22 protein-coding genes are annotated in these 23,882 nt (G+C 39.0%); 3 read left to right on the top strand and 19 right to left on the bottom strand.

The genetic code is table 11. The features are described from left to right. Positions 1 to 195 precede the first annotated feature (195 nt). Together HP548_RS12185 and HP548_RS12180 are read left to right on the top strand one after the other, a co-directional pair. Entirely contained in the window at positions 196 to 1,041 is an 846-nt protein-coding gene (locus HP548_RS12185) for a C1 family peptidase (RefSeq protein ID WP_175381773.1), read from the top strand. 12 nt (positions 1,042 to 1,053) lie between these two features. After that, a complete protein-coding gene (locus HP548_RS12180; RefSeq protein ID WP_090811016.1) occupies positions 1,054 to 1,371 on the top strand; it encodes a protease inhibitor I42 family protein in 318 nt (105 codons plus the stop codon). A 292-nt stretch (positions 1,372 to 1,663) separates the two neighbouring features. Here HP548_RS12180 and HP548_RS12175 read toward each other — a convergent pair whose 3' ends face one another. The 18 genes from HP548_RS12175 to HP548_RS12090 form a co-directional block, all read right to left on the bottom strand. Then, complete coding sequence (locus HP548_RS12175; RefSeq protein WP_217504691.1) at positions 1,664 to 2,263, bottom strand: TIGR02391 family protein; 600 nt, start codon at positions 2,261 to 2,263, stop codon at positions 1,664 to 1,666. A 469-nt stretch (positions 2,264 to 2,732) separates the two neighbouring features. Continuing rightward, the gene (locus HP548_RS12170; RefSeq protein ID WP_175381772.1) at positions 2,733 to 3,599 is read right to left on the bottom strand and encodes an endonuclease I family protein; all 867 of its coding nucleotides are present in this window, start codon (positions 3,597 to 3,599) and stop codon (positions 2,733 to 2,735) included. A 186-nt stretch (positions 3,600 to 3,785) separates the two neighbouring features. Further along, positions 3,786 to 4,571, bottom strand: coding sequence for a hypothetical protein (locus HP548_RS12165; protein ID WP_090811022.1), 786 nt, complete (start codon positions 4,569 to 4,571; stop codon positions 3,786 to 3,788). A gap of 1,009 nt (positions 4,572 to 5,580) precedes the next feature. Then, on the bottom strand, positions 5,581 to 6,660 hold the full coding sequence (locus HP548_RS12160) for an RNA-guided endonuclease InsQ/TnpB family protein (RefSeq protein WP_090811024.1): 1,080 nt from the start codon (positions 6,658 to 6,660) through the stop codon (positions 5,581 to 5,583). Between the two features lie 250 nt (positions 6,661 to 6,910). Further along, complete coding sequence (locus HP548_RS12155; RefSeq protein WP_175381771.1) at positions 6,911 to 7,684, bottom strand: stalk domain-containing protein; 774 nt, start codon at positions 7,682 to 7,684, stop codon at positions 6,911 to 6,913. Positions 7,685 to 7,713: 29 nt separating this feature from the next. Then, entirely contained in the window at positions 7,714 to 9,609 is a 1,896-nt protein-coding gene (locus HP548_RS12150; RefSeq protein ID WP_175381770.1) for a P-loop NTPase family protein, read from the bottom strand. Between the two features lie 86 nt (positions 9,610 to 9,695). Continuing rightward, on the bottom strand, positions 9,696 to 10,106 hold the full coding sequence (locus HP548_RS12145) for a hypothetical protein (protein ID WP_175381769.1): 411 nt from the start codon (positions 10,104 to 10,106) through the stop codon (positions 9,696 to 9,698). 84 nt (positions 10,107 to 10,190) lie between these two features. Continuing rightward, complete coding sequence (locus HP548_RS12140; RefSeq protein WP_175381768.1) at positions 10,191 to 11,981, bottom strand: peptidoglycan DD-metalloendopeptidase family protein; 1,791 nt, start codon at positions 11,979 to 11,981, stop codon at positions 10,191 to 10,193. 62 nt (positions 11,982 to 12,043) lie between these two features. Then, positions 12,044 to 14,245: a hypothetical protein gene (locus HP548_RS12135; protein ID WP_175381767.1), complete on the bottom strand. Its 2,202-nt coding sequence runs from the start codon at positions 14,243 to 14,245 to the stop codon at positions 12,044 to 12,046. Positions 14,246 to 14,289: 44 nt separating this feature from the next. After that, positions 14,290 to 16,209, bottom strand: coding sequence for a VirB4 family type IV secretion system protein (locus HP548_RS12130; RefSeq protein WP_175381766.1), 1,920 nt, complete (start codon positions 16,207 to 16,209; stop codon positions 14,290 to 14,292). Next, a complete protein-coding gene (locus HP548_RS12125; RefSeq protein ID WP_079696843.1) occupies positions 16,209 to 17,000 on the bottom strand; it encodes a hypothetical protein in 792 nt (263 codons plus the stop codon). The genes HP548_RS12130 and HP548_RS12125 overlap by 1 nt, the downstream gene beginning before the upstream one ends. Positions 17,001 to 17,586: 586 nt before the next feature. Next, positions 17,587 to 17,949, bottom strand: coding sequence for a hypothetical protein (locus HP548_RS12120; protein WP_079696841.1), 363 nt, complete (start codon positions 17,947 to 17,949; stop codon positions 17,587 to 17,589). A gap of 149 nt (positions 17,950 to 18,098) precedes the next feature. Beyond that, positions 18,099 to 18,455, bottom strand: coding sequence for a type II toxin-antitoxin system PemK/MazF family toxin (locus HP548_RS12115; protein ID WP_079696840.1), 357 nt, complete (start codon positions 18,453 to 18,455; stop codon positions 18,099 to 18,101). 32 nt (positions 18,456 to 18,487) lie between these two features. Then, complete coding sequence (locus tag HP548_RS12110; RefSeq protein ID WP_175381765.1) at positions 18,488 to 18,979, bottom strand: metal-dependent hydrolase; 492 nt, start codon at positions 18,977 to 18,979, stop codon at positions 18,488 to 18,490. A 61-nt stretch (positions 18,980 to 19,040) separates the two neighbouring features. Beyond that, a complete protein-coding gene (locus HP548_RS12105; RefSeq protein ID WP_175381764.1) occupies positions 19,041 to 19,508 on the bottom strand; it encodes a thioredoxin family protein in 468 nt (155 codons plus the stop codon). 206 nt (positions 19,509 to 19,714) lie between these two features. After that, a complete protein-coding gene (locus HP548_RS12100) occupies positions 19,715 to 20,431 on the bottom strand; it encodes a transcription termination/antitermination NusG family protein (RefSeq protein WP_175381763.1) in 717 nt (238 codons plus the stop codon). 35 nt (positions 20,432 to 20,466) lie between these two features. Continuing rightward, the gene (locus HP548_RS12095; RefSeq protein ID WP_175381762.1) at positions 20,467 to 20,874 is read right to left on the bottom strand and encodes a hypothetical protein; all 408 of its coding nucleotides are present in this window, start codon (positions 20,872 to 20,874) and stop codon (positions 20,467 to 20,469) included. A 151-nt stretch (positions 20,875 to 21,025) separates the two neighbouring features. After that, complete coding sequence (locus HP548_RS12090) at positions 21,026 to 21,277, bottom strand: helix-turn-helix transcriptional regulator (protein WP_246318038.1); 252 nt, start codon at positions 21,275 to 21,277, stop codon at positions 21,026 to 21,028. A 320-nt stretch (positions 21,278 to 21,597) separates the two neighbouring features. On the opposite strand from HP548_RS12090, the gene HP548_RS12085 reads away from it, so the two are divergent. Beyond that, positions 21,598 to 22,302, top strand: a complete 705-nt coding sequence (locus tag HP548_RS12085) for a helix-turn-helix transcriptional regulator (protein WP_175381761.1) — start codon at positions 21,598 to 21,600, stop codon at positions 22,300 to 22,302. A gap of 51 nt (positions 22,303 to 22,353) precedes the next feature. Here HP548_RS12085 and HP548_RS12080 read toward each other — a convergent pair whose 3' ends face one another. Beyond that, the gene (locus tag HP548_RS12080) at positions 22,354 to 23,343 is read right to left on the bottom strand and encodes a tyrosine-type recombinase/integrase (protein ID WP_175381760.1); all 990 of its coding nucleotides are present in this window, start codon (positions 23,341 to 23,343) and stop codon (positions 22,354 to 22,356) included. Positions 23,344 to 23,882: the final 539 nt, after the last annotated feature.

Raw genomic sequence — 23,882 nt, 5'->3', positions numbered from 1 at the left:
ACAAAAAAATAAGAACACTTGTTTGCTCTTATTATATAACGAACACACGTTCTTTATGCAAGAGGTAAATATTTATAATACCAGAAGGACTCCAATCTTATGTATTTAACACCATTGAACCCTTACATATAAAAAATTATTTTGTGCAGACTAACCTCCGGTTAAAGAATTGCTAAAAAAGGAGCTAACATAATTATGAAACCATATTTTACTGGTTATATCCCAAGTCCACTCGATAAGAGAGACATTTCTATGGAAGCATTTCTACCCACTTTTAATATTCCTGAACAAGTAGACTATACCAATGATATGTCACCAATACGCCCTCAAGGTAATGAAGGTACCTGTGTTGCATTTGCGGCGGTGGTCGGAGTCAAAGAGTACCAAGAGAAGAAAGAGCATGAACACACAATTGAGCTCTCCCCCCGTTATCTATATCAAAAGTGTAAAGAGCTTGATGGAATTCCAGATGAAGAAGGAACTTACCCCCGCGTTGCAGTGAAAGTATTATATGATCAAGGATGCTGCGAAGAGTCCTATTGGCCTTACATCGCTTGTGAACTAGGTACTCCGCAAATAGGAGCGGATGAGAATGCCGCTAAGTATCGAATAAAAGCGTTCGCTAGCCTAAATTCCATCTCCTCAATGAAGCGCAGTCTTGTCATTAACGGCCCGTTTATTGCAGGTGTGGTTGTTTTTGAAGAGTCTTGGTTTAACGAGCAAACTGATCGTACTGGAGTTATCGGTATGCCACCGGAAGACTTAATTTCAAATGGTGGTCATGCTATCTGTATCGTTGGATATGACAATACCACCAAACGTTTCAAGTTCAAGAATTCATGGGGAGATGGATGGGGAGAACGTGGATACGGATACTTGCCTTATGAGTACATGAAAAGATATTGTACTGAGGCTTGGAGTTCTACCGATCTGATTGATAATCCGGAAGCGATTATTAAAGCTAAAGAAAATATTCTTGATCGTTTTGATGAAGATTATGTCGTCCCCCGTACAGATAAATTAGGAATTACGTACCATTAGTCAGGAGACACTATGATCATTCTTACCGATGAAAACACCGGTGCCCACATTAGTTTAAAAACAGGAGAACAAATGCGTATTGACTTACGCTCCAACATCTCAACCGGTTACAAATGGCTAGAAGAAGAACTGCCGGACATAGAAACTTTATCTCTGGACAACTCTAGATCCCTGGGTGGCAACTCCAAACTAATTGGCAGTTCAAATACTCGCTCCTGGCTGTTTTCAGCCACAGGCCACGGTTCGGGTAGAATTGCTTTGGTCTACACACAGCCCTGGGACGTGAACGCTGAAAAAAAGTGGTTTAAAATTACGTTCGAAGTAACTTAGAAACTTAAATAATATAGTACTGCATAAATAAACGGCGATTGTTTCTCTACGCATGTAGGAATCAATCGCCGTCTCTTCGCTCTTCAGCTTATTTTTGTTGTAATTAATGACTGCTCGGCATTATTCAAGTATATTTCTATAAACTTTTCTTTGGATACGTTCTACTACAATGTTAAATGGAAGGTTTCTATTCTCATTTTGGCTCAGTGATGCAGTAGAATGTTTAATGACATTAAGGTCACCGGCACAAGTATGGGAAGCAAGCACATCGTTGAGTATCGAAATATGTTTCTTAGCTACTCTTCTCAATACGTCTAAGTACATAAGAGGCTAATGTAAAAAGGTCGACAGCATCTTCTTCAGGCAAGTTCCATTCATATCGTGCAGCATGAGCAGTTGTATTCCTGAATGTACCAAACAACCCCTTGGTTAGATTCACAAATCCCTTTTGCTCGCTTTTTTCAGATTCCGTTTCAAAAGGATTAATTTTCAACATAGGAGAACTTCCTGAAAAAGCTGCCTCCACCAGCGTTGCTCCATCACTAGTCAAACCAGTTTTTGCTCTAATCATAGATGCAATGCTCTTTGTTGCCTCTAGGACGGCATGAAAATAATTGTCCTCAAGCAGCTCTGCTTTGCAAAATTTCAAAAGATGGCTATGGAGATTCCTACTAGCAATTGTCTCTTTTAAATTTGACGCGCGCGATTCAGCTTCAGAGAGAGTCTTGGCAGCTTTTACCGTATGAAAACATCCATCTTCTTTAAATTCAAGTCCTTGGAACAAAAGAACCGTATTAATCTTTTCGATTATACCTCGATAAAACTTCAATTCACCTACAAATCGTGCAGGATTTAAAGCTTTTGATATAAATGTTAGGACACAGTTACCCATTCCACTCTCGTTTTGCTCGGTAATTAGAGCATTATACAGACGTCTCCACTTTGTATTATTTGGGTCAACATCTTTTATTTTTGAATCTCTTAAACACTCTCAATCTGTGAGCCGGTCGATCCAGTACTAGTATCGGCAATAATTTTACATAATGATTCTAGTTGCCCTTCGTTGAACATCTTTCTTTTCTTATCTTTCATAATGTAACGTCCCTCGTTTCTCATAGTAATGAACTTGTGTGCGTGGATCTCTAAATTATGTATGATAATTAATATTTTTTCGCTATTTTTAGTTTGACACTATTGTTGGTTTATCGAAAGGGCGAAAGTATTACGACATGACCAAAAAAACGTAAAGAAGAGCTGCTAACAAACAGTCTTCTTTACGTATTGCGTGGACCACGTAAGATAAATGGAGTGAGCTATTCATACCCTGTCGATACACATCTCTTAAGATTAAACTATGCTTATTACTTATTATATACTTCAGCTACCCATTCAGGGTGGTCAATAAAAGGATTCCGGTTGTGTTGATATTTTTCGAAAATCACATTATTCCTTCTTCTTTCGAAATCATCCACTGGGTCTTCCTCATGCCATTTTAATAATGTTGAAAGTTTACCATGCTGAGGTTCACTATTATCCATCGGGCTTGAGTCAACCACTTTCAAATCCATTCTATCGGTATCTTCATACCTGGTATCCATGTATAAGATTATCCGGGCAATATCGCCTTTAACTTCATCTCTCGGTTCCCAAGAATCTGCATCCCATTTAGTGTCAGGTGCGCGATTCCCATTATAGTCGTCAGCCGATTCATCAAAGTTCCTATGTCCTCTATCTCTATTCACGTCAGGATCTTCAGGCTTAAGATTATGCAAATCAGATCCAATACCTCTCGTACGGCCGAATTCACCATGGTACTGAGCCCAAACATGTTCTTTGTTCCATTGGCTTCCATGGTTTGATTTCGATACAGAACGGCCAGCATATAAAAGCATGACTTTACTTGGGTCATTTGGGTCCTGATCGGTATCGCCTAATGCATCCCACATTTGCTGGCCTCGATAATCGATCACATCTTGTTTGCTGATTATCTCGTGTAGAATTTGCTTCAACTCCGCACCGGTCTTTCCTACCGCTTCTTTATAATAATTGTCTACCTCCGTGTTTAACACCCTAATATTACCTCTGCTCTGGTCTAAATTCCTTACATTAGATTGTTCTGGAACAGTCTTCATTTTAGGTTCGGTGGCATTGTGCTGATTAGTATTTGAGTTACACCCCGTAATTAAAAGTACCATCATTAAAATTAAAACATAAATTTTCTTGATCAACTGTATTGCTCCCTTCATGGTTTTATGACCTATAATCTTTCCATGAACTTTTGGGGGTATTCAATTACAGTTTGGTTAGTACTGGGAGAGTATCCTATGTGTTGATGTTACTTATTTTTTTTCAACCACAAAATTATAAAAATTATACATTTCATTTCAGTTTAGTAAGTGTTAGAACTTCAGCAGTCAGAAAATTATTCCTACATTTCTCTTGAATAGAGTAACCCTATTTTTCGGAACCATTATAAGCAAAGCTTCCCATATTCTCAAACTTGCCTCCTCATATTCCTCGTGGTTAAGCGGAAGTTGAGCACTATATTCTTCCAAAATGCTTACAAGGGATTTACACATCTCATTGTAACCGGCGTATGTCTCTTTAATTGAGGGAAACTTATCGTTACGAATACTGTGAACAAGAACTGCAGTACACAGATCAACGAAATGCTCATATCTCTTTACATCATTGTAACCGTTTTGTGAGGTAGTCTGTTCCACAAAATAATCATTAGACCACAGCGGCTTTAACGCTCTTTGGATTATCTCTTCTGAACTACCTATCCCGGTTTGTCTGTATTTTCCGTCGGCAGATGAATATGCACTATATTCATCAATTAACTTAAAAGCAAAATGCTTAAGGGTAAATAATTCGTTGTTGATTTTTTCCTTAGTAGCATCATCTAAAGCTATATAATTCTTCGCATGAGTCAGTTCATGATGGAATGTATTTTTAAAGGCTAGCCAATCTTGATCTGTTATTGGTTCACTCGTGTCCAGGGTTTCCTGAATTCCAACTATCACTAAACTCTTGAAACGATCATACCTCCCATTTCGAATAGTCATGTCGGCGTTAAACTCTACTTTTACAGCACCAACTAAAGAGAATTCATTCAAGATTTGATTCACATAAAGCCGAATTCTCTTCTTTCTTTTGTTTGCTTCATAGTTCTTAAGAACACGATTAAAAACACTCATTACCTCACTCCTTCTGTATAAATACTAATTTCGAATATATCCCCACTAATACTTTTTATCGTCATAAGTCGGAGTAAATCTTTATACACATCGCATTCTAAGTATCTAGATATGTACTGTGCTATCTAATTCAATAAGATCATGGTACCTGGGATTAGTATTAATCCATTTTTCCATCACTGGATGTTGATCCGGTGCAACCCTCAAATTGCTTCTGCCCTCGCCAGCTTGCCTTAAAGATTCAAACACCGAATGATCCATTGTATCCCGCCTTATAATATGTCTAATGTAGTTGTGCAGCTCTGTGTAACAGATCCACAAATATCCCCTAGTTTTCGTAGCTCTTGGAATGAGGTGTTACAAATGCGAAAACTATTTCAAGAACAAGTACTATGTATCATGAGAACCCTTAACATTTATGGTGATTTTATAAATAATACCGTATTCATAATATGATAAAAATGTAAATCTCGAAATACATTTTCTCTTATTATTTTAATCTTCTCATGTATTTTAAAAAAATATTTAAAAGTGGTTGTATATTCTTATGCCAATTTACCTTTATTGAAGTAAGCAACCCCATGTCAGTTCAAAATTGCACATGGGGTTGCTTATTAGTGCCCGACAGATTAACCTATCTAATCTGCCTAAAGGCTCAATGTTAAGTATATTTAGTTATTGGCTAATTTACTAAATAAAAGCGTCGAACGCCTCAAGACGATTGGACCAAGATAAATATCTCTCCGTCAATTCAGCTTTATCTTTCTCAACTTTTCATCTACTCACTATTTTTATAAGATGTGTTCTTCTTTATAAATGTCGATCAAATGAAAAATCAATGCAAAGTTTTGTTTACATGACTTACTTGACACTCCCACCCTAAAGGGGCAAGGTCACTAAAGTGACTGGGATTCTTAGCTACCTTAACCTCCTCATTTCATTTCTGCTTTAGACAGGTGCTAAGATTGGGGAATGCCATTGCCCCTCCTAAGACAGTGCATATAGCATCTTAGGCTGATCGACTGTTACCGCCAATCACAGTTGCGTAGCGAATATTCATCGCCCCAACGATATCACGATGTTTCTTGAATCCACATGGGCACGTATATCTTCTATCTTGTGCCTTGTTCTTTTTTGAACATTCTGGGCATGTTTTACTTGTATTTACAGGATTCACATATTCCACTTTGATTCCCGTCATATTTGCTTTGTATTCAATGAAATGTGCCAAACGGTAGAATGACCATGTGTGTAGATTCTTTTTGTTTTTACGACTTGTTCTTGTCGTCTGTCTAATATTCGTTAGTTGCTCTAAACGAATGACAGATACCTTATTCTCGACTGCGAAATTAACAATTTCACGACTAACTTTGTGGTCTTTGTCTTTCATCCAGCGTTGTTCTTTATCTTGTAACTTGCGAATAACGTTCACTTTCATTTGTTTTCCTAGCTTTTTACGAACACTACGAAACTTCCTTTTCTTGTATTTGTTTTCTCGCCCATTCCCAAAGAAGCGAGCTTGATCATCATCTGTGATGGCTACGGCAGGAACTTTCAGCCCCAAATCAACGCCCAAAATCCGAATCCCCTTCTTTTCAACTGTTGGAATGGTGACAGCAATTTGGGCTACCCACTTTCCTGAACATTTCGTGACACGGAGCGTACCCAGTTTGTGCTTCAAAAGGTTAACGTTTCGATTGTCTTTGTCGATAAATAAAGCACGAATTTTTACACGATTAGATTTACCCTCTACCATGAATGGAATTGAAATGTGCGTGAAGTCAAAAGAATAGTTTTGGTTATTCCATACGCAAATCGGTCTCTTCAGAGTCGGTATGATTGTGTATTTACTTTTCTTAACTTTGGTAATGAATACACTTCTCGCATCTTTAATCGCTTGATTTTTTACTGCACTTGGTAGATTAGCAAAAACGTCTTTTGTTGTCTTCTTAACACTTTTCTTTTCTTCTACCATCTCGGCCACGAGTGCATTAACAACTCGGATATATTCGTTACTACTTTGTTTCAATAGTAGGATCTGCTCTTTAGACGGTAGCAGCTTTATTTTAACCGTTATGGTCTGAGATATTTACTTCACCCCCTTATATTCATGTCTATTCCATTCAAAACGAAAAGCCATCAATCATTGCTCCTTCTTTTTCATGTCCCCACGATCTTCCTTATGTAACACTAGATTGTTTGTGTCACACAATGAAGTGACACAAACAATAAACTTCATATAACTGTTAATTAATGTGCTTTTAATCTAATGTTTGAGGACAAGTAGAATGATATCACTGATTTAGGATTTGAAAAGCTCACGGAAAAATAATATTACTTTAATCGAACATTGGATCACCTAAAATTAATTGAGTGTCCGTTAAATCACTCGTAATCGCGATTCTAATTTTCTTCTTCCCTTTAAGATCTACAGTGAATTTCTTAACGCCGTCTGTTGGTCGAATGTTCGTTGTGAAGAATGAGATTTCTTTCTTCCCATCAATTTCTAAGAAGCGAACCTCTACCGGTTCATTCACATTTGTAGGACTATTTTTTACCGATGTTGGAGCAGTTTTCTTCACACCCATAAACAAGTTTAGTGTGTCAAAACTCTCTCCACCAAAATCAATAGTTGTACGTGCTGACTTTCCTTTTAATATCCCACCTTGGGCAAAAGAAACTGTACCTATTTGAAGATCGGATTGTACCGTGGACAAAAGGAGCTTGCTATCGATTGTTCCCGGAAAATCGACTAGTGAAATCGGTCTTACTGGAGGTTCAACTGGATTCAATGGCTGATTGGGATCAATACCACTGTCCGGTTCAGTTAAAGTTATGGATTTAACGCTATTATCCCAATCCACTTCCCATCCCACCGTCTCACTAATTGCTCTAAGTGGTACATAAACACTACCCTCTATCATTACAGGTTCCACTTTCTTCCCTTGTTCATTTCGTAGCGTTAGTTCTTGGCCATCTTTTATTACTTTAATATGGCTCTCAATAGTCGCTTGAATAGAAGTGGTTGTTTTTGCAAAGGCCGATCCTGCGATAAGTAGTGATACCATTGCTGTTAGTAAGCCTGCATTAATAAACTTTTTTTTATAATTCATTTTGTGATGCCTCCTCGATTTTGTTTGCTTCAAACGATGACCGGCATGCGTAAATATTCGGCCATAATATCTTGTAGATTCAATCTCCAATCCTTACTTAACATATCTGATGGCAGTGTACCAATCACAGGTATACCCAATTCTTCTTCCCAAGGTAACCGCTCTTTCGTACCGCCTTGAATAAGAATTCCTATTTTACGCCAATCATTCCCCATTTTCTTCAAATGGGACATTTGCAATTCTGCCATACCTAGGTGGGAGGATGTGTTTTGTACTACCCATATCGACTTCGTACACCACTCATGGGATGCCATTAATATCAGTGGTGAACTTTGACTCTGTAAATCTGCCAATATGGTCTTTCCTCCAAATGCTCGTTCCGCCCGGACCAACCATTCCTTAACCAACGTATCATTAAACGGCTTTTTGACTGAATAAATCCACGGTGAGCAAAGATACTTCTCTTTACATACCGCCAATTCTTCCATGCCATCTGGACTGTCACTAATGGTATAAGAAGGATGCAATCCAAGTCTGCCTGCAATTTGACCATAGCTATAAGCTATTTCCGCGACACCAAGTGCATTATCAGCAGCTCCTTCTGCAAGATCTACCACGATGGATGTAGAACCAGCTCCACCTTTTGGTGAATAAAAAAGTACCCTATGAGGCATTGGGTAAGCAAAAACAGTTTGATTAGATACTCTCCCTATCTGATCATCCATCTTTTTCTCTATCAGTTTAGGAGAAGAAGTTTGTGAAATAGCATCAGGCAGGATAACTTTGCGAAAAATATTCTGAAAAAATGGCTTTCTCTTCGTTGGTTTTGGAACCTCAGGTTCAGGAGTCTCCAGAACAGCAGGAATTTGTGAAGCTTCCTCACTCTCTTTAGCACTCACCTCTGAATGGTTTGAGAACCCCTCTGCAGTTGTTTCAACTCTAACATCTTTTACCACTTTCTTCTCATCGATTGTAGTAGTCGGTTCAGACGATCTAGACATAAGAAAACTCTTTTTTGCAATCGACTCCTCCATGGAGATATCCGCTTGCGGTTTACTGTTTTCATCAGGTTGGTTGTTATTCTCTGATGGGTCTAATTGCTGAACTTCATTCTCTACATGAACCGGAACAACCAGTTCTTCATCTTGGTATTCAATGGTATCTTGATGTGTTCGCGGAACCTTTATTAACCGTTCAATGTCTGCTGAAGTTACATTATTCTTAGCCAGAAAGTTGTAAAAACCTTTTTCAATCATTTTCTTATACACTCGAGTATTCTTACGCTCGAAGAGCATCATCACTAGCCTTACGCCTTCTACATCCTTGTACTCCGTAACAATTTGATTGATTTTCAGTTCACGTAGAGTGGGCTCCTCTTTTGGCATGACCCCTTCTTCGATAAAGATTACTTCTGGCTGATTTAGCGTCTCCAGAGACATCACATCTTGAAAAGAGCTTGTACTTGCAACAATTTGTATTCCCCCAAATGAAGTGATCAGTTCCACCAAATTAGAATCCTTGGCTACAATCGCTACTCTGGTTCCTGTTTTGAGTTTCTTCGATTGATTATTTTCCGGAGATGTAATGATGACTTCCGTTTCTTGTTTACTATCTTCTGGATGCTTCTCTTCGCTGATTGAAGTTATCGCTAATCCTAGCGATGTAATCCATTTTTTTGCGGCATCTCTAAAATCACGATGATGACCGGAGTACACTAAGCTAGGTAGTGGTAAGGAGCTAACCTGGCTAAAAAAGGAGATACTTTCTTCAATCACAACCCCATCAATTTTGGCACCATGGATATATTCCAGAGCTGTATTCCAACTAGTCAATGGTTGTGATATTTGTAGATGAGAGTTAAGTTCGATCAATGCTGCAGAGATTCTATCGTAATTTGCTTGCTTACAAATGACAGCTATATGCATAAGTTACCCTCCCTCTTCTTCTAAATGCTCTTATGCCTTAATACAAAAAAAGAGTGACGGGATACCGTCACTCTTCGTACTAATATTCAGAAATAATTTCTTATGGTTACAGCTACGTACTCCATATAATCCACTGCTTTTCCGAGATCCCCAAGAACGAGAAGAATTATAAATCCTAATACTATGGAAAGTCCCCCTAAAGCTAGAAGTTTCTTCGAAAATATTCCGAGAACACATAGTATTATGCCGAAAATTAAACAAAAGAAAAAAAGAGGGTAAGCCAACTTGCCTCCAACTATTTGAGTATCACCCGTAAGAGAATCCATCGCCTTAGAGAATCGTCCACCGTCTACTGCTGATACATCTAATTCTTTATGGGAATTGGTTGAAGGTATGCTTAAACCCGATTCTGCAAACGCGGGTGCCGCAAAAGAAGGTACCGCAAAAACAATCATTAAAATCATGACTAGTGTTAAAATAATTCCCTTTTTGTACATACGAATTACTCATCCCTTCTCTAAATTCAAATAAATTCAAATAAATTCAAAGTTAACCGGCCCCCCCCCTTTCAACGTAATCAGTTAGAATGTCATGTATTTAGCAGGGTCAACTTTCATACCATTCGTGATAATCTCAAAATGTAAGTGATTTCCTGTTGAAACACCCGTTGAACCCACACCTGCAATTTGCTCACCGGCTTTAACTTGTTGGTTATTTTTAACGAGGGTACTACTATCCAGTAAGTGACCATACAGTGTTTGGTAACCTCCACCATGGTCTATGATGATCGTATTTCCATACCCACTCTTCGTACCAACAAAGGTGACTATACCGTCCATAGGTGCTTTAACCGGTGTACCGGCTGGGGCTGCTAAATCAATCCCTGAGTGCATTTTTTTCACACCAGTCTTAGGATGTATTCTGTATCCAAAAACGCTTGAAACGCGATACAGACCTTGATCTACAGGATATATAGCTGATTCCCAAAGAGGAGCTGGCTTTTTATACAAATCAATGAGTGCCATTACTTTATCTACATACCAATCCGCGTGATTATACATCTTCACCGCAGCACGTGGATTCTTGTTATAGCCATTCTTTGATAAATAATTAGCAGCAGAATAAATTGCATCCTCGATGTCCCAAGGATCGGCTTTACCGTCTCCGTTCGCATCAACTCCATAGCCCCCACCAATTTTAATGGTCCCTAAATTAGTAATGTCCAAAGAGTCTGATACAAGTCCACCACCAATGTTATACTTCCACCCTACCCACGTTGCAGGCATAAACTGCATGTGTCCAATTGCTCCGACACTCGAAACCATCGTGGGGTCCGTCGAAAACGTGGTTTCGACGTTGTGAATTGCAGCTAGTGCATACCAAGGTATCTTGTATTTGGCCGCAGCCGCTTTATAGATAGGCACAAATTCAGGAGGTATCTGTCCACTGACATAACTTCCCCCTTCACCATTTCCGTCACCACTACCCGGAAATCCTACATACAGAGGGTCGTATACCTTCGCTAGCTCAATTACAAACTCAGCGTCTTCTTCGATGAGCCCATGATCAACTAAAAAAGTGACTAGTCGATCTGGCGTACGAGGCGTAGACACCACGGTACTAAGTACTTCAGCTGTGACTTTGGTGTAATTATCACTATCTCCGGTCTGAACCGTTTCCGTACGGTAGTCAATGTTAACGGTTTGATCATATTGATCCACATTAGTAATAAGCTTTGTCTTATAAGTTTGTGTGTCAAAAGAGACCTGTTTTTCCTCACGCTCAGTTTTATCTTCTGCAATGACCGTTTTGTAAGTCGTAGTCTTCGTTTCAACAGTCACTACAGTGTCCTTCCAGGTAAACCGTGGCCCGATAGCTTTGTATGTTCGCTCAGGATCTGGTTTACGTGTCCTTCCGTCACCTACAACCGGATCTCCAATTACTCGGTCTGCAGCAGCAATAAGAGCCCAAGAAATTTGGTATAAAGTCGCCTGATCAAAGGGACTCTCTTGATAGGGCACGCCTTGTTTAGACCCGAAGCTGTATTCTCCACTCGAACCAAGTCCATTCTCCGATAGTTGAATATATTTCTCTTGCAGTTCCTTATCCTTCTCCAAATTCCATTCAGTGTCGTGTTCATCCGTTGTAAAAATGGCCATTTGGCCTTTTTCTTGTTTAAAGTCATCCGGAGCGCCAAAAAACAGTGAATAAATACTTAAAAAAGCAATTAGTATTAAAGCAATTACGATAATATAAGGCATTAATTTGATGATCAATTTTTTTGCAATTGCTTTTCCTAATTTGGCGAGCTTTTTCTTCAAATAATTCTTCCCGGCATTCTTACCTGCTTGAAAGAGTCTTTCTAAACTCAAGAGATCACCTCAAACTAAGAAAAAATGTCTTCTCTAATAGATAGAGAAGACATTTTTTCGATTTAGTCATTACGTTTTATGGGTTGGATATCAATCGGCCGAGGCCTACTATTTCCATCATATTGAGAAAAACCTCGGGTTTCATTTTCAGACAATGGTGGTGGAGGACCCGGATCTCCATAAGAATCCATAGGTGAAGATGAAACTACAGGAGGTGGTTGTGGTCCAGGATCTCCACCTCTGTTAGAAAGGGATTGATTTGGTCCAGATCTTACTCCTTCATCAAAGACTCGTTGAAGATGGTTCATATTACTCCTGTTTCTCTGATTTACCATCGGACTTCTTGGAACTGGTGGAATCATGGTTGAGTTCATTGGATTCGGATTATTTGGAATACTTCCAGGATTCCGCTTACCGCCTCCACCCGGAATACTTGGAGTGCCAGAACTTTGTCCATTCATATTTGGTCTCCCTGGGAAGGTCGGGCTACCTTGTACTGGACTTCCTGCACCACCTTTAGATGTCACCATGACTCCTCCCTGATCTTGGAGCGGAGTATGGACCGGTCCTGCTAATTCGAGAGGTCTATTAGTCCCTCCAGGTTGAACACCTGGGCCCGCAGGAAGGGCCAAAGGAGGACTACTTCCCATAGGAAGAGCCAGTGGTGCCTGAGCCATCTGCGTTTCCTGAATAGGGTTTTCTGCTCTATAAGATTGATAAGCTTGGCTCAATCCCTTTATTCCTTTTGCAACAGTACCAGCACCCTGTTCTAGTTTAGCTACACCTTGAGAACCTAATGCCGCACCAACAAACCCTCCTGACATACTGCCTGAAAGTGCGCTCCCTGCAATAAAGCCTGCCCCTGCTCCTGCTGCTATAGCGGTTTTTCTTGCTACAGCTCCTGCTGCTTTACCCGCCATAGCTCCTCCGGTTTTAGCTAACCCTACAACTCCTCCACGTGACTCTACAAAACTCCGGAGAGGTGAAGCTGGTTGTGAACTGCTACCCGCCCCTCTACTACTGTTCATGTTTGAACCTATCCGGCTTCCCGCACCAAACTTAGCACCGGTTCCCTTTCCAGGTGCGGTTGGTGCCAAGTTGCTTGCTCCACCTGCCATAGTATTAAAACTTGGGCTACTGACAGGGCTCATCGCATCTGCTGTTGCTGGAGTAGCTCCAACTGAATCAGAAGGCATAATTCCGTTGTTATTTGAGGGAGGTGCATTTTTCCCCCCACTGCCCTTACCTCGGAGACCTTTGACTATCCCTTGGACCGCCATAGCTGTTCCCATACCGAATCCGCCACCAACGGTTCCTCCACCTTTTGCTCCAATAGGTATACGTACCAAACTCGTGATGGTAGGCATCCCTACTAAAAAGACGAGAAGTATCCAAAAGCTAGGTTGCTTGGCTAGAATCGCTATAAAGATAGCATATCCGATGGCGTGACCAGCTTGCGTAAACACTTGAGCTGCGAATTCACGAAACCATTCGTCCAGCACTTTCTGTGAGCCTGGGGTCGTACAACGATATAGAACCCAAGGGAAAATAACCATCAAAAAAATTAAAGTTGCTAGACGAAGCGCGTACTGATAATTCAACATACCCACACAAAATACAATGAGAATAATCAAAGCAGCTTGACCCAAACTTTTGGTTTCTGATGTCATTATGTCTAATATATTAACCTGAGTTACATCCCATCCGGTTGCCATCTTCAAACCATCAATAGCCCACAATACAACCACATAGTTTGCCGAGAAAATAAGCTTATACATATAGCCGCCTAGGTTTAAACCAACGAAGTAGATTACAAACCCCTCAGACATACTATTTATACTTAATTGCCCTTGCTGTGTACCACCCTTAAACATAATCATAAAAGCCCATGCAAGAATAGAAAGCACAGCCAACCAGGCACTGACCGTCAAAAAGGAATTGAAGAAATCCACAATAATACTGAATATGGACGAATCAAAAGTATTAAAGACTAGGTTTTCTGATCCTTTAAGAAAGATAAGTTCATTTAGATCTTTAAGCCCCAGTACTTTTCGTATAAATTCCGCGAAATTTATGATCAACCCGGCCAGCTGTCTTTCAAGATAGCCTGGATCTTCTGCATCATCCAAGCGCTCACCAAATACCCCATCTCTAATTTGATCCGTAGGACCATCCGCAACTTGTTCAGGAGTTGATGTTTCCGCATGAGCAAATCCGGATATTGATGGTAGCAAGATCCCGATGCTTAAAATTAATAACGCCAAAATAAGCCTCACTGAGAGGCTGGTACCTTTCCTATGCAATTCCATCACGCTCCAATACTGTGTTCAACAAAATCATTCGGATTGGTAGTATAGAGCCAGTACTCATCTGGTGTAGGTTGTATACTGACGATCGTGGACTCTTCATCCACTTTCAATATCCCAACACCGGCAGGCGCCGTAAGTAAGAACCTAGCCTCTCCCTCCGCAAGTTTGAATTTGCCTTGCACAGCATCAATATCAATACTCTCTTGCCTCAATAATAGTTTTGTAGGAGCGTTTTTAAGAATACCCATACCTTCAGGAACCCGTAGGAATACTTCAAAACCTTGTGTAACTGCACACATAGAAACATTCAATTTTCGACCACGCCGGTATGCATTCTCAAGCCACTTGGCTTCTTCAGGATTCTCCATCATGAGTTGGGCCTCATCACCAACTATTCGCTTTCGCTGATGTCGATTCTTTTTACCAAATCGTTCCCATACCCACTTATTAGCTACAAATGTCCCAATTGGCTTCATCCATTCCTCATCGAGGTCTGCCGTGGAAATACCAAACACCCTGGCATCATCAATGGAGAATGTAGATTCACCATCAAAAATAGATTTTGTTTCATCCCCACTATCTCTAGTGAACAATTTGATAATCGGATGAATATGCTCTAATTTTTCATTCTCTTGCATCAGTTTATAGTGATCATAAAGAACTGGCATGGTTTTAATTACATACTCATTACCCACTAATTCATACAGACTTTCAGGGTTACTATTGATCTTAAAATTCTTGTAAAGTTGAATAATAGTATCATGAATTGCAACTTTCACTGTACCATTGAGAAGTTCGGGATCAACAGTTCTAATCATTTTGAAGATTACTGCTTGAACCCCTTTCGAAGCTTCCTCGATGTCTACAAATACCCGCCCATTCTCATCTTCTTCTTCGCGAACATCATAAATATTAAGTTGTTGAAAATCAGCATGTTTAGGAGACAACTCAGCATAAGGCCCGTTCATCGCAAGTACAAGATTTTTGTACTCCCTCTCCGGATCGATGATTCCCGTTTTTATACCTAAAGCTGCTGATCTACGAGTTAGAACTTTAATTGCAAAAGACTTACCTGAACCGGCTCGCCCAAAAACGACCATGTGCTGATTCGCAAGTCTACGATCCCATCCATCATAAAAAACCGGTCGACGATAATGGTCAAATCCGAGTAGAACCCCTTTGCGATGTGATAATCCCCCATATCCAAACAAGAAGAAGTCTGCCACATTACTACTTTCCATCTCTTTAATGTGAGGTTTAGCAATTACCTTGTTACCTATCCCCACCGAGTGTCGCCACGTCTCTAATTGCCGTGTGTCAGCTGCATTGAAACGAATACCCATACCAGTCAGTCTTTTGATAATGGTTCGACTCAATCTTCTTAACTTTTCAGGTTCGTTCGCTGCCACATTCAAACAAACAGAAGTGTTAAACAATTTTTCTGCATTTACACGTAAACGTCCCATCTGGCCTTCTAGGTCACTAAGCTCCTGCATCATAGAGCCGACCTTTGCTGGGTTATGTTCAGTAGTTAGTTCAGCTTGAAGTACAGCGATTCGGTTTGCGATGACGTTGATCTCGTTGCTTATCTCAGCAGGTTCCGTGGTAACAGTAATATCTACTGCTCCTTCCCCTTCTGAGAGCATAATTGGATCAAACATTCCTACAAAAGTAGTTCGACCTGTGAACTTCAAGAACCATGAGCGTAAATACTGTGCCCCGCCAGTGTTGTCTCCAAATTCCACCCAATAGTCCGTAGCATTATTCTCTCCAGGGACTCTTTCAATGATAGATGGTGGAGCAATCAGGGCAGCTTCTTTTTTTGATATCCCCTTCTCTAGAGTAAAGTTCTGTTCTGTCTCATCCTCTAGTTCGCTTTGTTCCCTTTTTTTCTTATTGAAAAATGGTATTTTAAGCATTAAGCCACCTCGTCAGTATATGCAGATTTCCCAAACGATTGTGGTATTTGGTCATCATCAGCAATCATTTCAATCATTTCGTCTAATGTGACCAAACCTGCAATCTCTCTATTTTGTGTCCGGTATAAGTATTGTTTTACGTGTCGTTCATTCATTTCAGTAGTCATGATCCCTACCGCGTGAAACTTTGATTGTATAATCCGCATGCTATTGGTTAGCTCTTGTCTTACGGCATCTATATCTTGATCCATATTCTTTCGAGCAGCATTTTTCCTTAATAGATCGTTTATGATTGGATTAGAGGTTTCTGTTGTTAAATCAAGCAAATACCTCGCATCTGTCTCCAAAAAAACATAATACTTCCGATCCTGAATCTTATTTGCTTCAATCATCCCTAGAAAAGTCTCTTCTAATTCGTTCACATACTGCACGTCTAAGGGATCATTCGTTTCGTAAGCTTGCGATTTGAGATCCTGAAAATACCCATCTAGATCATAAGGATGACTTTCGGATTTAAAACGCAAGGGATGCGGTATCGCATTAATGGCCTCTCGGAAAGAAATCCATATTGTTTTTTGTTCACTGGGAGATTTCAATGCAAATGATATAGGCTGGACCTCTAGCATAAACATATATCGCTCATCTTCAGTTGTTATCAATCCATCCTCGCTCAGATCCTTTACCTGAAACCAATCACTCGCTTCTTCCTTCTTTATTTTTTTCTTTGATTTCCCCCCGAATTGGAGAAATAGCAGCGCGCCAACAATGGCGACAACCAATATAATATCCATTACTTTCACCTCTTTAATTAGCTTCATAAAATACAAATAAAGATGCCTTGAATACAAGGCATCTTTATTCGTATTTCAATTACTATTTTTTCTTATTAGCTGGTTTAGAAGCCTGTAATTTTTTTTTCGTTTCTCTACCTTTGAAATGCATTACAAGCGCAATGGCAATCAAGAGTAATCCCAAAATAATATCCACGATATTCCCCCCATTTCCTCTTTATTAATATCAAGCAGGGATGCGGCCCATATAATAGGGCCGCCCCTTTGTTTTGTCTACAAGAAACTCCTCTTACGTCTCCGGCAGAGGAGATAACCCAATAGATAATGGTGTAGTTGTTGACCCGTTGACGGGTGTGTTACATGTGCAAAAGCCAAGAAAATTACAAACGGGATCATGTGTGGTAAGTACCCTACAGTCCCGATACCAGGTATCTTAGGCAGATATTGGATTGCTTGTAACGATAAGTAGCCTCCGGCAATCCACCAACCTACTTGAGCAAAAGATAGATTGTAGATTACTTTTGTTTTCTCCTGACTTTTGAAGGTTAATAAGTGCTGTTCTCCATACATCAAAAATACCTCCTAATTAGGTAGGGTTGCCTCCGAAGATACCATAGAACAATCCGACAATTTTATCTGCCATAATGACTAGGGCTAGTGCTCCCAATGTGTACTTAAATTTATCTTTTGCAGCTTGAATTTTAGAAGAATCTCCTGCAGCGGTCAGAAACTGGAATGCACCAATAATCAAGAAGATAGCAGCAATCCAGCCAAAAACTTCTCTTACTGCTGTTGCTCCACGGTCAGCAGAATCTTTTGTCCAAGTTTGGAACGCTGTGGCGTCCTGTGGATTCAGCTTTGCCGCTGATGTTACAGTTGCAAAAGCCAGGCAAAACACTGCCACTATAACCAATTGCAACCAGAATTTTTTTGACTTAATAATGCTCATTTTCATTCCTCCATTTGTTTTTCCTAGACCCAATCTAACCTCATATAACAATTGATGCTTAAATGTTGTCACCCCCTCGAACCTATAAAAAAAACCCCCTTCAGCATGGAAGAGGGTTTAGAAATAATCTGTTCAGTTATGTAATAATTTCATGATCCTTGATAGAAAAAAACATTAAAAAGTGCCTTATCTACTTTGAACATGTCTTCTGGGGAAAATATTAAATGCTTCGAAAGCAATCTAGATTTGTCTACGGTCATTACTTGCTCACAAAGAACTGTCTGAAGACCTAGAGAACTTTCAATCAAAGCATGTGTTGGAATTGGTTTTTTCGCTTCTAACGTCATCGGAACCACATTAACAACTGGTGAAAATGTATTCCCATAGTCATTAGATACAATTAAAACAGGCCTTTCACCCTCCTGTTCGCTTCCCTCTCCGTCCGGAAGCTCAACCCAATAGGATTCCCCCCTCATAAAGAGCGTAGTAATACGCTGTAATCCCATACAGAATCTCCTTCCGGATAATAATTTATATATTACAAAATACTATTAGATAGTAAGTTTTTAAAAACATTACCGAAAACCAATTGATGGATGACTAAGTAGATTAAACCAAGTCGAATTAACATATCGACTATACGATATATCCAAAAGGGCATTTTAATTCCGATCTTCTTTTTCATAGGCCAAAAAAGCATCACCCTGCCTGTTAACATGTCACCTACTATGTGTGAGATAATTCCACCGAGGATAACGTATCCCAGCATGTATAGCGGTGTCAGAACAGTTACTGCAAAAAAAATGAAAGCTGAAACAAACGCAAACAATAAAGAATGTGTTACTGTACGGTGTTCAATAGACCAATTCAGAGGGACTGATAGTAGCAGTGTCTTTCTACCGATAAAACTTTTAGGTTCATCTATATCAGAGAGCAACGAAGAAACGGCTCCTCCCAGGACGCCTACCCATGTAGGAGATATTAAATAGCCTACAATCCCTCCAGCAATCATGTGAGTTTTAGCGTACACTACAGTGCCCCCTTCAATTGATTAATAAAATAAGGTTGAACATTTCTCTTAATAAGAGAACTTAAAGCTTTTCATGGCTTGAGCTTGATTTGTGAGGTAATAACTCTATAGGTAGGTCGCCAAGTGCTCTCCATGATTCAATTCCCTTAGTAATTCTTATTAAAGTTGGAGTTTCATTCACATGTAGATCCTTTAATACACTTTTGGCGTCCGGATCAAGTACGTCTACTGCATACACCGTAAGAGCAGATCCTTTAGTAACATATTTATCTAACAAAGGCTTGTAAGAATTACAAACGTGGCAATCATCAGAATAAAAATATACTAAGTACTCTTTATCCTTCTGCTTATCGTATGCACTTGCATCAACGATATTAATTACATTCTTGGCTAAATTATTATTCACATCAGGCGCTATATTCTCCATAATAGAGCCACCCGGTTTAGCCACAATGCCTACAATGATTACAATTAGCGCCCCTAAAAAAATCAACGGTAAATAAACCTTCCAAATTCTACTCGTTTTCAATTACTCCACTCCATTTCTTTTGACTTTTAGTCATTATGCCGATCAATCATTGATACACAATCTAATCTTCGAAGAATAGCTTTCCAACATCTATACACCTAAATAATTGCGAATCCATAACAGTAGTATAGAAATTACTAAAGAATGAATTTGAACAACCTATGACGCTTCTCATACATTATTAAGTAACCTTATGTCTATAATTTTCAGGATGAGTAGAAATTCTGTTGTTTAATACTCTTCTTGTCATACCTCTTCTTAACAAGCAGAACATCAGTGGCATAAGTTTTTAATGCTTGTAGAATGAATTTTAGATCTCTTTCGTTTCTGCTGTCCTTAAGCCTATCATCATACTCCATAGCCCGACGATAGATATCAATTGGCACACGAAGCATGCTATTTGCCCCTTTACGAATGACCTCATAGCAATGAGTAAGAACGTTTGTATTATCTTTGTTACAAGAAGTTTGTTTAACTTCAGTTTGGGATTCAGTACTTACCAGTTCAGTCACTTTGGGTTTTTCTTCATTAGAAGGTGTTCCCTCACAAACTTCTTCGGCAGCTTTATTAATCTCGCTGTTTTCATCCATTTTAACTTCAACTTCACCTTTGCACTGACTATGTAATTTTTCAATTTCTTCTGAAGATATAGGAGACGAATCAAGCACCTTATAAACTCCAGGCAGTCCTTTGAAGAAGTGCCAGAGTTCGGCTGTGAGTTCATCGAGTTTCACAAAAATATAACCTGTAAGAACCGAGTCTATATTTAGTTTTCTGCCCTTTGGAGTCATTTTAACGACTTTCTTTACCCCCGCGAAGATCCCTTTGATCAATGAATGAAGATTTTTTACAGCAGCGTACTGATTTAATCGATCCGCTATTTCTAATTCAAATCCGTTTCTCACTTGTAATGCATACCACATGGTTATTCCTCCCGATAAAAATGATTTAAATAAATTTATTCCTTCTCATTTCCGACAGTGTTATCACGAATATGCTTTGTGAGCTTACGAAGTGCTTTACTGAAAATATCTTTCGTTACAGCTGGAAAGTATCCATACACCTTACCAATCTCATCAAAGCCCGATCCTTCTTCTAACCTCTGTTTAATGATTGCGACTTCAATCTCACTTAAAATTGAAAGGTGCTTATCATCAACCTTTTCCCCGATCGGGTAACCAATCGTTTGGATTGCAAAATTACAATGAGAAACGATCCTGCTCATGTTACGAGTGTGCAAAAGATCTTCTCTTTCTTCATCACTTAAATAATCAGCGAGACTTATTTCCTGTTGAATCCGTTTATCTTTTAGAACCTGACTTCGATTACCCTGATAACTTGCCAATAGCTCAATAGATGTTTTCAACGCACTCACCCTTTACCATCTCACTTAGTGAAAACTAAAAAATACTTAAGCTTAGAGACTGATTTTTTTTCGATAATGCTATTCTAAAAATTACTTTTATGCTAAAATGTAATCGACGGTATACATTTTCGTATTCCAAGAAATACAAAAATCAATTGAATGAACATTCAAAGATCTCTTCAATTGTTGCATTGTAGTGATTCGCCAGTAATGCAGCCAAGATAAAAACAGGAACTTGTCCATTCTTCTCAATTTTGAGGATTGTTTGACGAGTAACTCCTATAGCTCTTGCTAATTCATCTTGCGTTTCACCGTTCTTTTTTCGAAAAGAACGAAGATTACTTTTAACAATAACTTGAATTGACGGATTAACTTCAGGCAAGGCTCTATTTAAAACTGTCAATCGTTACAATCTCCTTTCAGAACCAAAACTAATTAAATTTATGTAAGAAACAAAAACCCGTTTGGTAGACGGGAGAATTTCAAAACAACTTTCAATGCTTATATTACAGAATATACACTAAGAGTGTCAATCATGAATTACACTTATTTTAATAAATGTATATTAAGTTTTACACTCGTTTACACAAAAGCAGTTAGGGAATATTATTATAACAATGGCGATCATCAAATTTTGTTCAATTGGACCTCTTTATTGAACTTCCTTAGATGTGTATATAATGTTTGAACCTTTGATTGAGAATAAGAAAGGTGGAAATAAAAATGACTAACGATAAGAACTCAACAACAACTATAGATCCGAATCACCCTGCACTCCTTTCAGCACCGATTGTATTAGGACAGTACCTGCGACAAATAAGAGAAGACAAAGGTTACTCTTACCGACAGGCTTCAGACGTAACAGGTATTAGTCATTCTTATATCAAAAATGTTGAAAACGGTATTGACCCCCGCTCACAAAAAGAAATCATCATTCAAACAGATAAACTTCAAAAATTTGCTAGGGGTTATGAAATACCGTATGAAACTCTGCTTGAAAAGGCAGGCATTGTTAAAAAAGCTCAACCTGAGATCTCAGACGATGAACGAAATGTTATTTTTGTAAACCGACTAGAGCAACTGATTAAAGAAAATTCAGTTAGTATTCTGAAGTTGGCTAAGAAAACAGAGATTTCAATGGAGCAGATTACTGAAATACTTGAAGGAACGGTAAGAGCAACTATTGAAGAAATTTATAGCCTTGCAGCAGCACTGAAGGTTACGCCAGATTATCTTGCTGGTTACGCGGCAGACAAAAAAGGTTTCCACCCAGATACTCCGGAACTCAACGAATTACTCTCCTTCATCAATGGAGCTGGTGTACAACTATACGGAAAGCCTCTTTCTAAAGAGGACAAAGGTAAAATAATAGCAGCCGTAAAAGTTATTTTTTCAGATGCTTCTCAAAGACAAATGGAAGAAAAATAACAAGAAAGCGAGTTCCAATTGGAACTCGCTTTTTTTGTGATTCTATACTGTTTAAAGTCCAAGATCATTGGCGGCATTCTCAGTAAACACATTCCCCATCCGGATATATCGTCTTAGTGTTTTCATTGATTTATGACGACTCTGATTGGCAATAGATCTTTCATTCGCGCCCGCTCTTGCTGCTTCAGTAACAAAACCCGCTCTTAAGCTATGGCCAGAAAAGTTTACCGAATCATAACCACATAATTCAACATATTCTTTGACTACATTTGCAATTGCGCGATCAGAGAGACGCTTTCCAGTTAAGTTTCCGTGACGATTTACACTTTGAAATACAGGACCACTCTTTATTTGAGAAAGTTCTATCCAATTTTTGAACGCTATGATAGGACAAGTACGCTCGTCTCGACTTTTTGGTAGTCCAATCAGCGCAGACTCCCCCTCTTGGTCTGTCTTAGATCTTCTCAGGTTAACAACTAACCCTTCAGGCTCAATCTTTATATCCTCAACATCAATACTAACAATCTCACTTCTTCTGAATGCCCCCAAGAAACCAATGAGTAACAAAGCTTTATCCCTGCAACTTTTAAGCCTGTTATCAATTGTGTTTGTAGCTTCTACCATTTGCTTTAACATCTTGATTGTGAGAGGGGCTTTTCCTTGTTGTTTAGTTCCTAATTCTTTACGGGTGCCAGCTAACATCAATTGAATGGAATGTGTAATAGGTAACACTTTCTCGGCAACCTGGTGCGCAAATTGAAGAGCATTAATCTTACGCTTGATCGTATTTGCTTTATAATCCTGTAATACTAAATCAGATATATAACTTCCTATACATTCTTCACTTGCTGGCAGACTTGTATAGTGATGCTGAGCACACCATTTCTCAAATTGAGCCCAGTCACTTCTGTAAGCACTGTTCGTGTTACTTGAATGAGAAAGTCCAATAAGCCTTTTTCCATTTTTAATAAGTATTTCCTTCCTGGCTTCAAGAGCATCATTCGGCTTATCCTCTTGAAGTTCAGCACGCACTCTTTTCATAACGATTTCCCCTTAAGCACTTTTAACTGAGTACGAAGCCACAATGTTAACAATATTCCGAGGAAACTAAAAATGAAAAACATAATTGATAGGATGTAGGTAATCCTAGTTAACAAAATATCTTTAATTTGGGAAGCACTCAATGAGACCCCGCTGTATACCAAAACAAATAGAAGAGATCCAATAACTAAGATGATCGGAAAGAAGATCCTGGAGAAACGATACATCTGATTAAGATTCTCATGCTTGTTGTGTCGATCTCTTTCATCTAATTCTTTAACAATTAATTTTTTCAGATATTCTTGTGACAACAAATATCCCACCCCTCCCCTGAAATCTTATTACTAATGTAAGCTTAACTGATGATTAATAAATCACAATCATGAACAGCTGGAAATTTGAAATATTCCCTCTGATTACCTAGACTCCAAATAGCAGCAAAGTTAAGATATTAATATATTTCAACTAAAGTAAAGAAGGTTGATTATTGAAAATTAAAAACACTCGCATTTGTTGTAATGAAGATTGCAGAGTAGAAT

Origin of the sequence: Paenibacillus taichungensis (assembly GCF_013359905.1) — a bacterium.
GTDB classification, from domain to species: domain Bacteria; phylum Bacillota; class Bacilli; order Paenibacillales; family Paenibacillaceae; genus Paenibacillus; species Paenibacillus taichungensis.
Note: the sequence above shows the minus strand (reverse complement) of the source record. Positions and strands in the feature narration are given on the sequence as shown.

Excerpts from the sequence above, each read along its gene's own strand:
- HP548_RS12155 (WP_175381771.1), bottom strand. The coding sequence starts at position 7,684 with ATGAATTATAAAAAAAAGTTTATTAATGCAGGCTTACTAACAGCAATG.
- HP548_RS12180 (WP_090811016.1), top strand. The coding sequence starts at position 1,054 with ATGATCATTCTTACCGATGAAAACACCGGTGCCCACATTAGTTTAAAA.
- HP548_RS12165 (WP_090811022.1), bottom strand. The coding sequence starts at position 4,571 with ATGAGTGTTTTTAATCGTGTTCTTAAGAACTATGAAGCAAACAAAAGA.
- HP548_RS12120 (WP_079696841.1), bottom strand. The coding sequence starts at position 17,949 with ATGAGCATTATTAAGTCAAAAAAATTCTGGTTGCAATTGGTTATAGTG.
- HP548_RS12150 (WP_175381770.1), bottom strand. The coding sequence starts at position 9,609 with ATGCATATAGCTGTCATTTGTAAGCAAGCAAATTACGATAGAATCTCT.
- HP548_RS12125 (WP_079696843.1), bottom strand. The coding sequence starts at position 17,000 with ATGGATATTATATTGGTTGTCGCCATTGTTGGCGCGCTGCTATTTCTC.
- HP548_RS12175 (WP_217504691.1), bottom strand. The coding sequence starts at position 2,263 with ATGGGTAACTGTGTCCTAACATTTATATCAAAAGCTTTAAATCCTGCA.
- HP548_RS12130 (WP_175381766.1), bottom strand. The coding sequence starts at position 16,209 with ATGCTTAAAATACCATTTTTCAATAAGAAAAAAAGGGAACAAAGCGAA.
- HP548_RS12085 (WP_175381761.1), top strand. The coding sequence starts at position 21,598 with ATGACTAACGATAAGAACTCAACAACAACTATAGATCCGAATCACCCT.
- HP548_RS12115 (WP_079696840.1), bottom strand. The coding sequence starts at position 18,455 with ATGGGATTACAGCGTATTACTACGCTCTTTATGAGGGGGGAATCCTAT.
- HP548_RS12080 (WP_175381760.1), bottom strand. The coding sequence starts at position 23,343 with ATGAAAAGAGTGCGTGCTGAACTTCAAGAGGATAAGCCGAATGATGCT.
- HP548_RS12185 (WP_175381773.1), top strand. The coding sequence starts at position 196 with ATGAAACCATATTTTACTGGTTATATCCCAAGTCCACTCGATAAGAGA.
- HP548_RS12145 (WP_175381769.1), bottom strand. The coding sequence starts at position 10,106 with ATGTACAAAAAGGGAATTATTTTAACACTAGTCATGATTTTAATGATT.
- HP548_RS12100 (WP_175381763.1), bottom strand. The coding sequence starts at position 20,431 with ATGTGGTATGCATTACAAGTGAGAAACGGATTTGAATTAGAAATAGCG.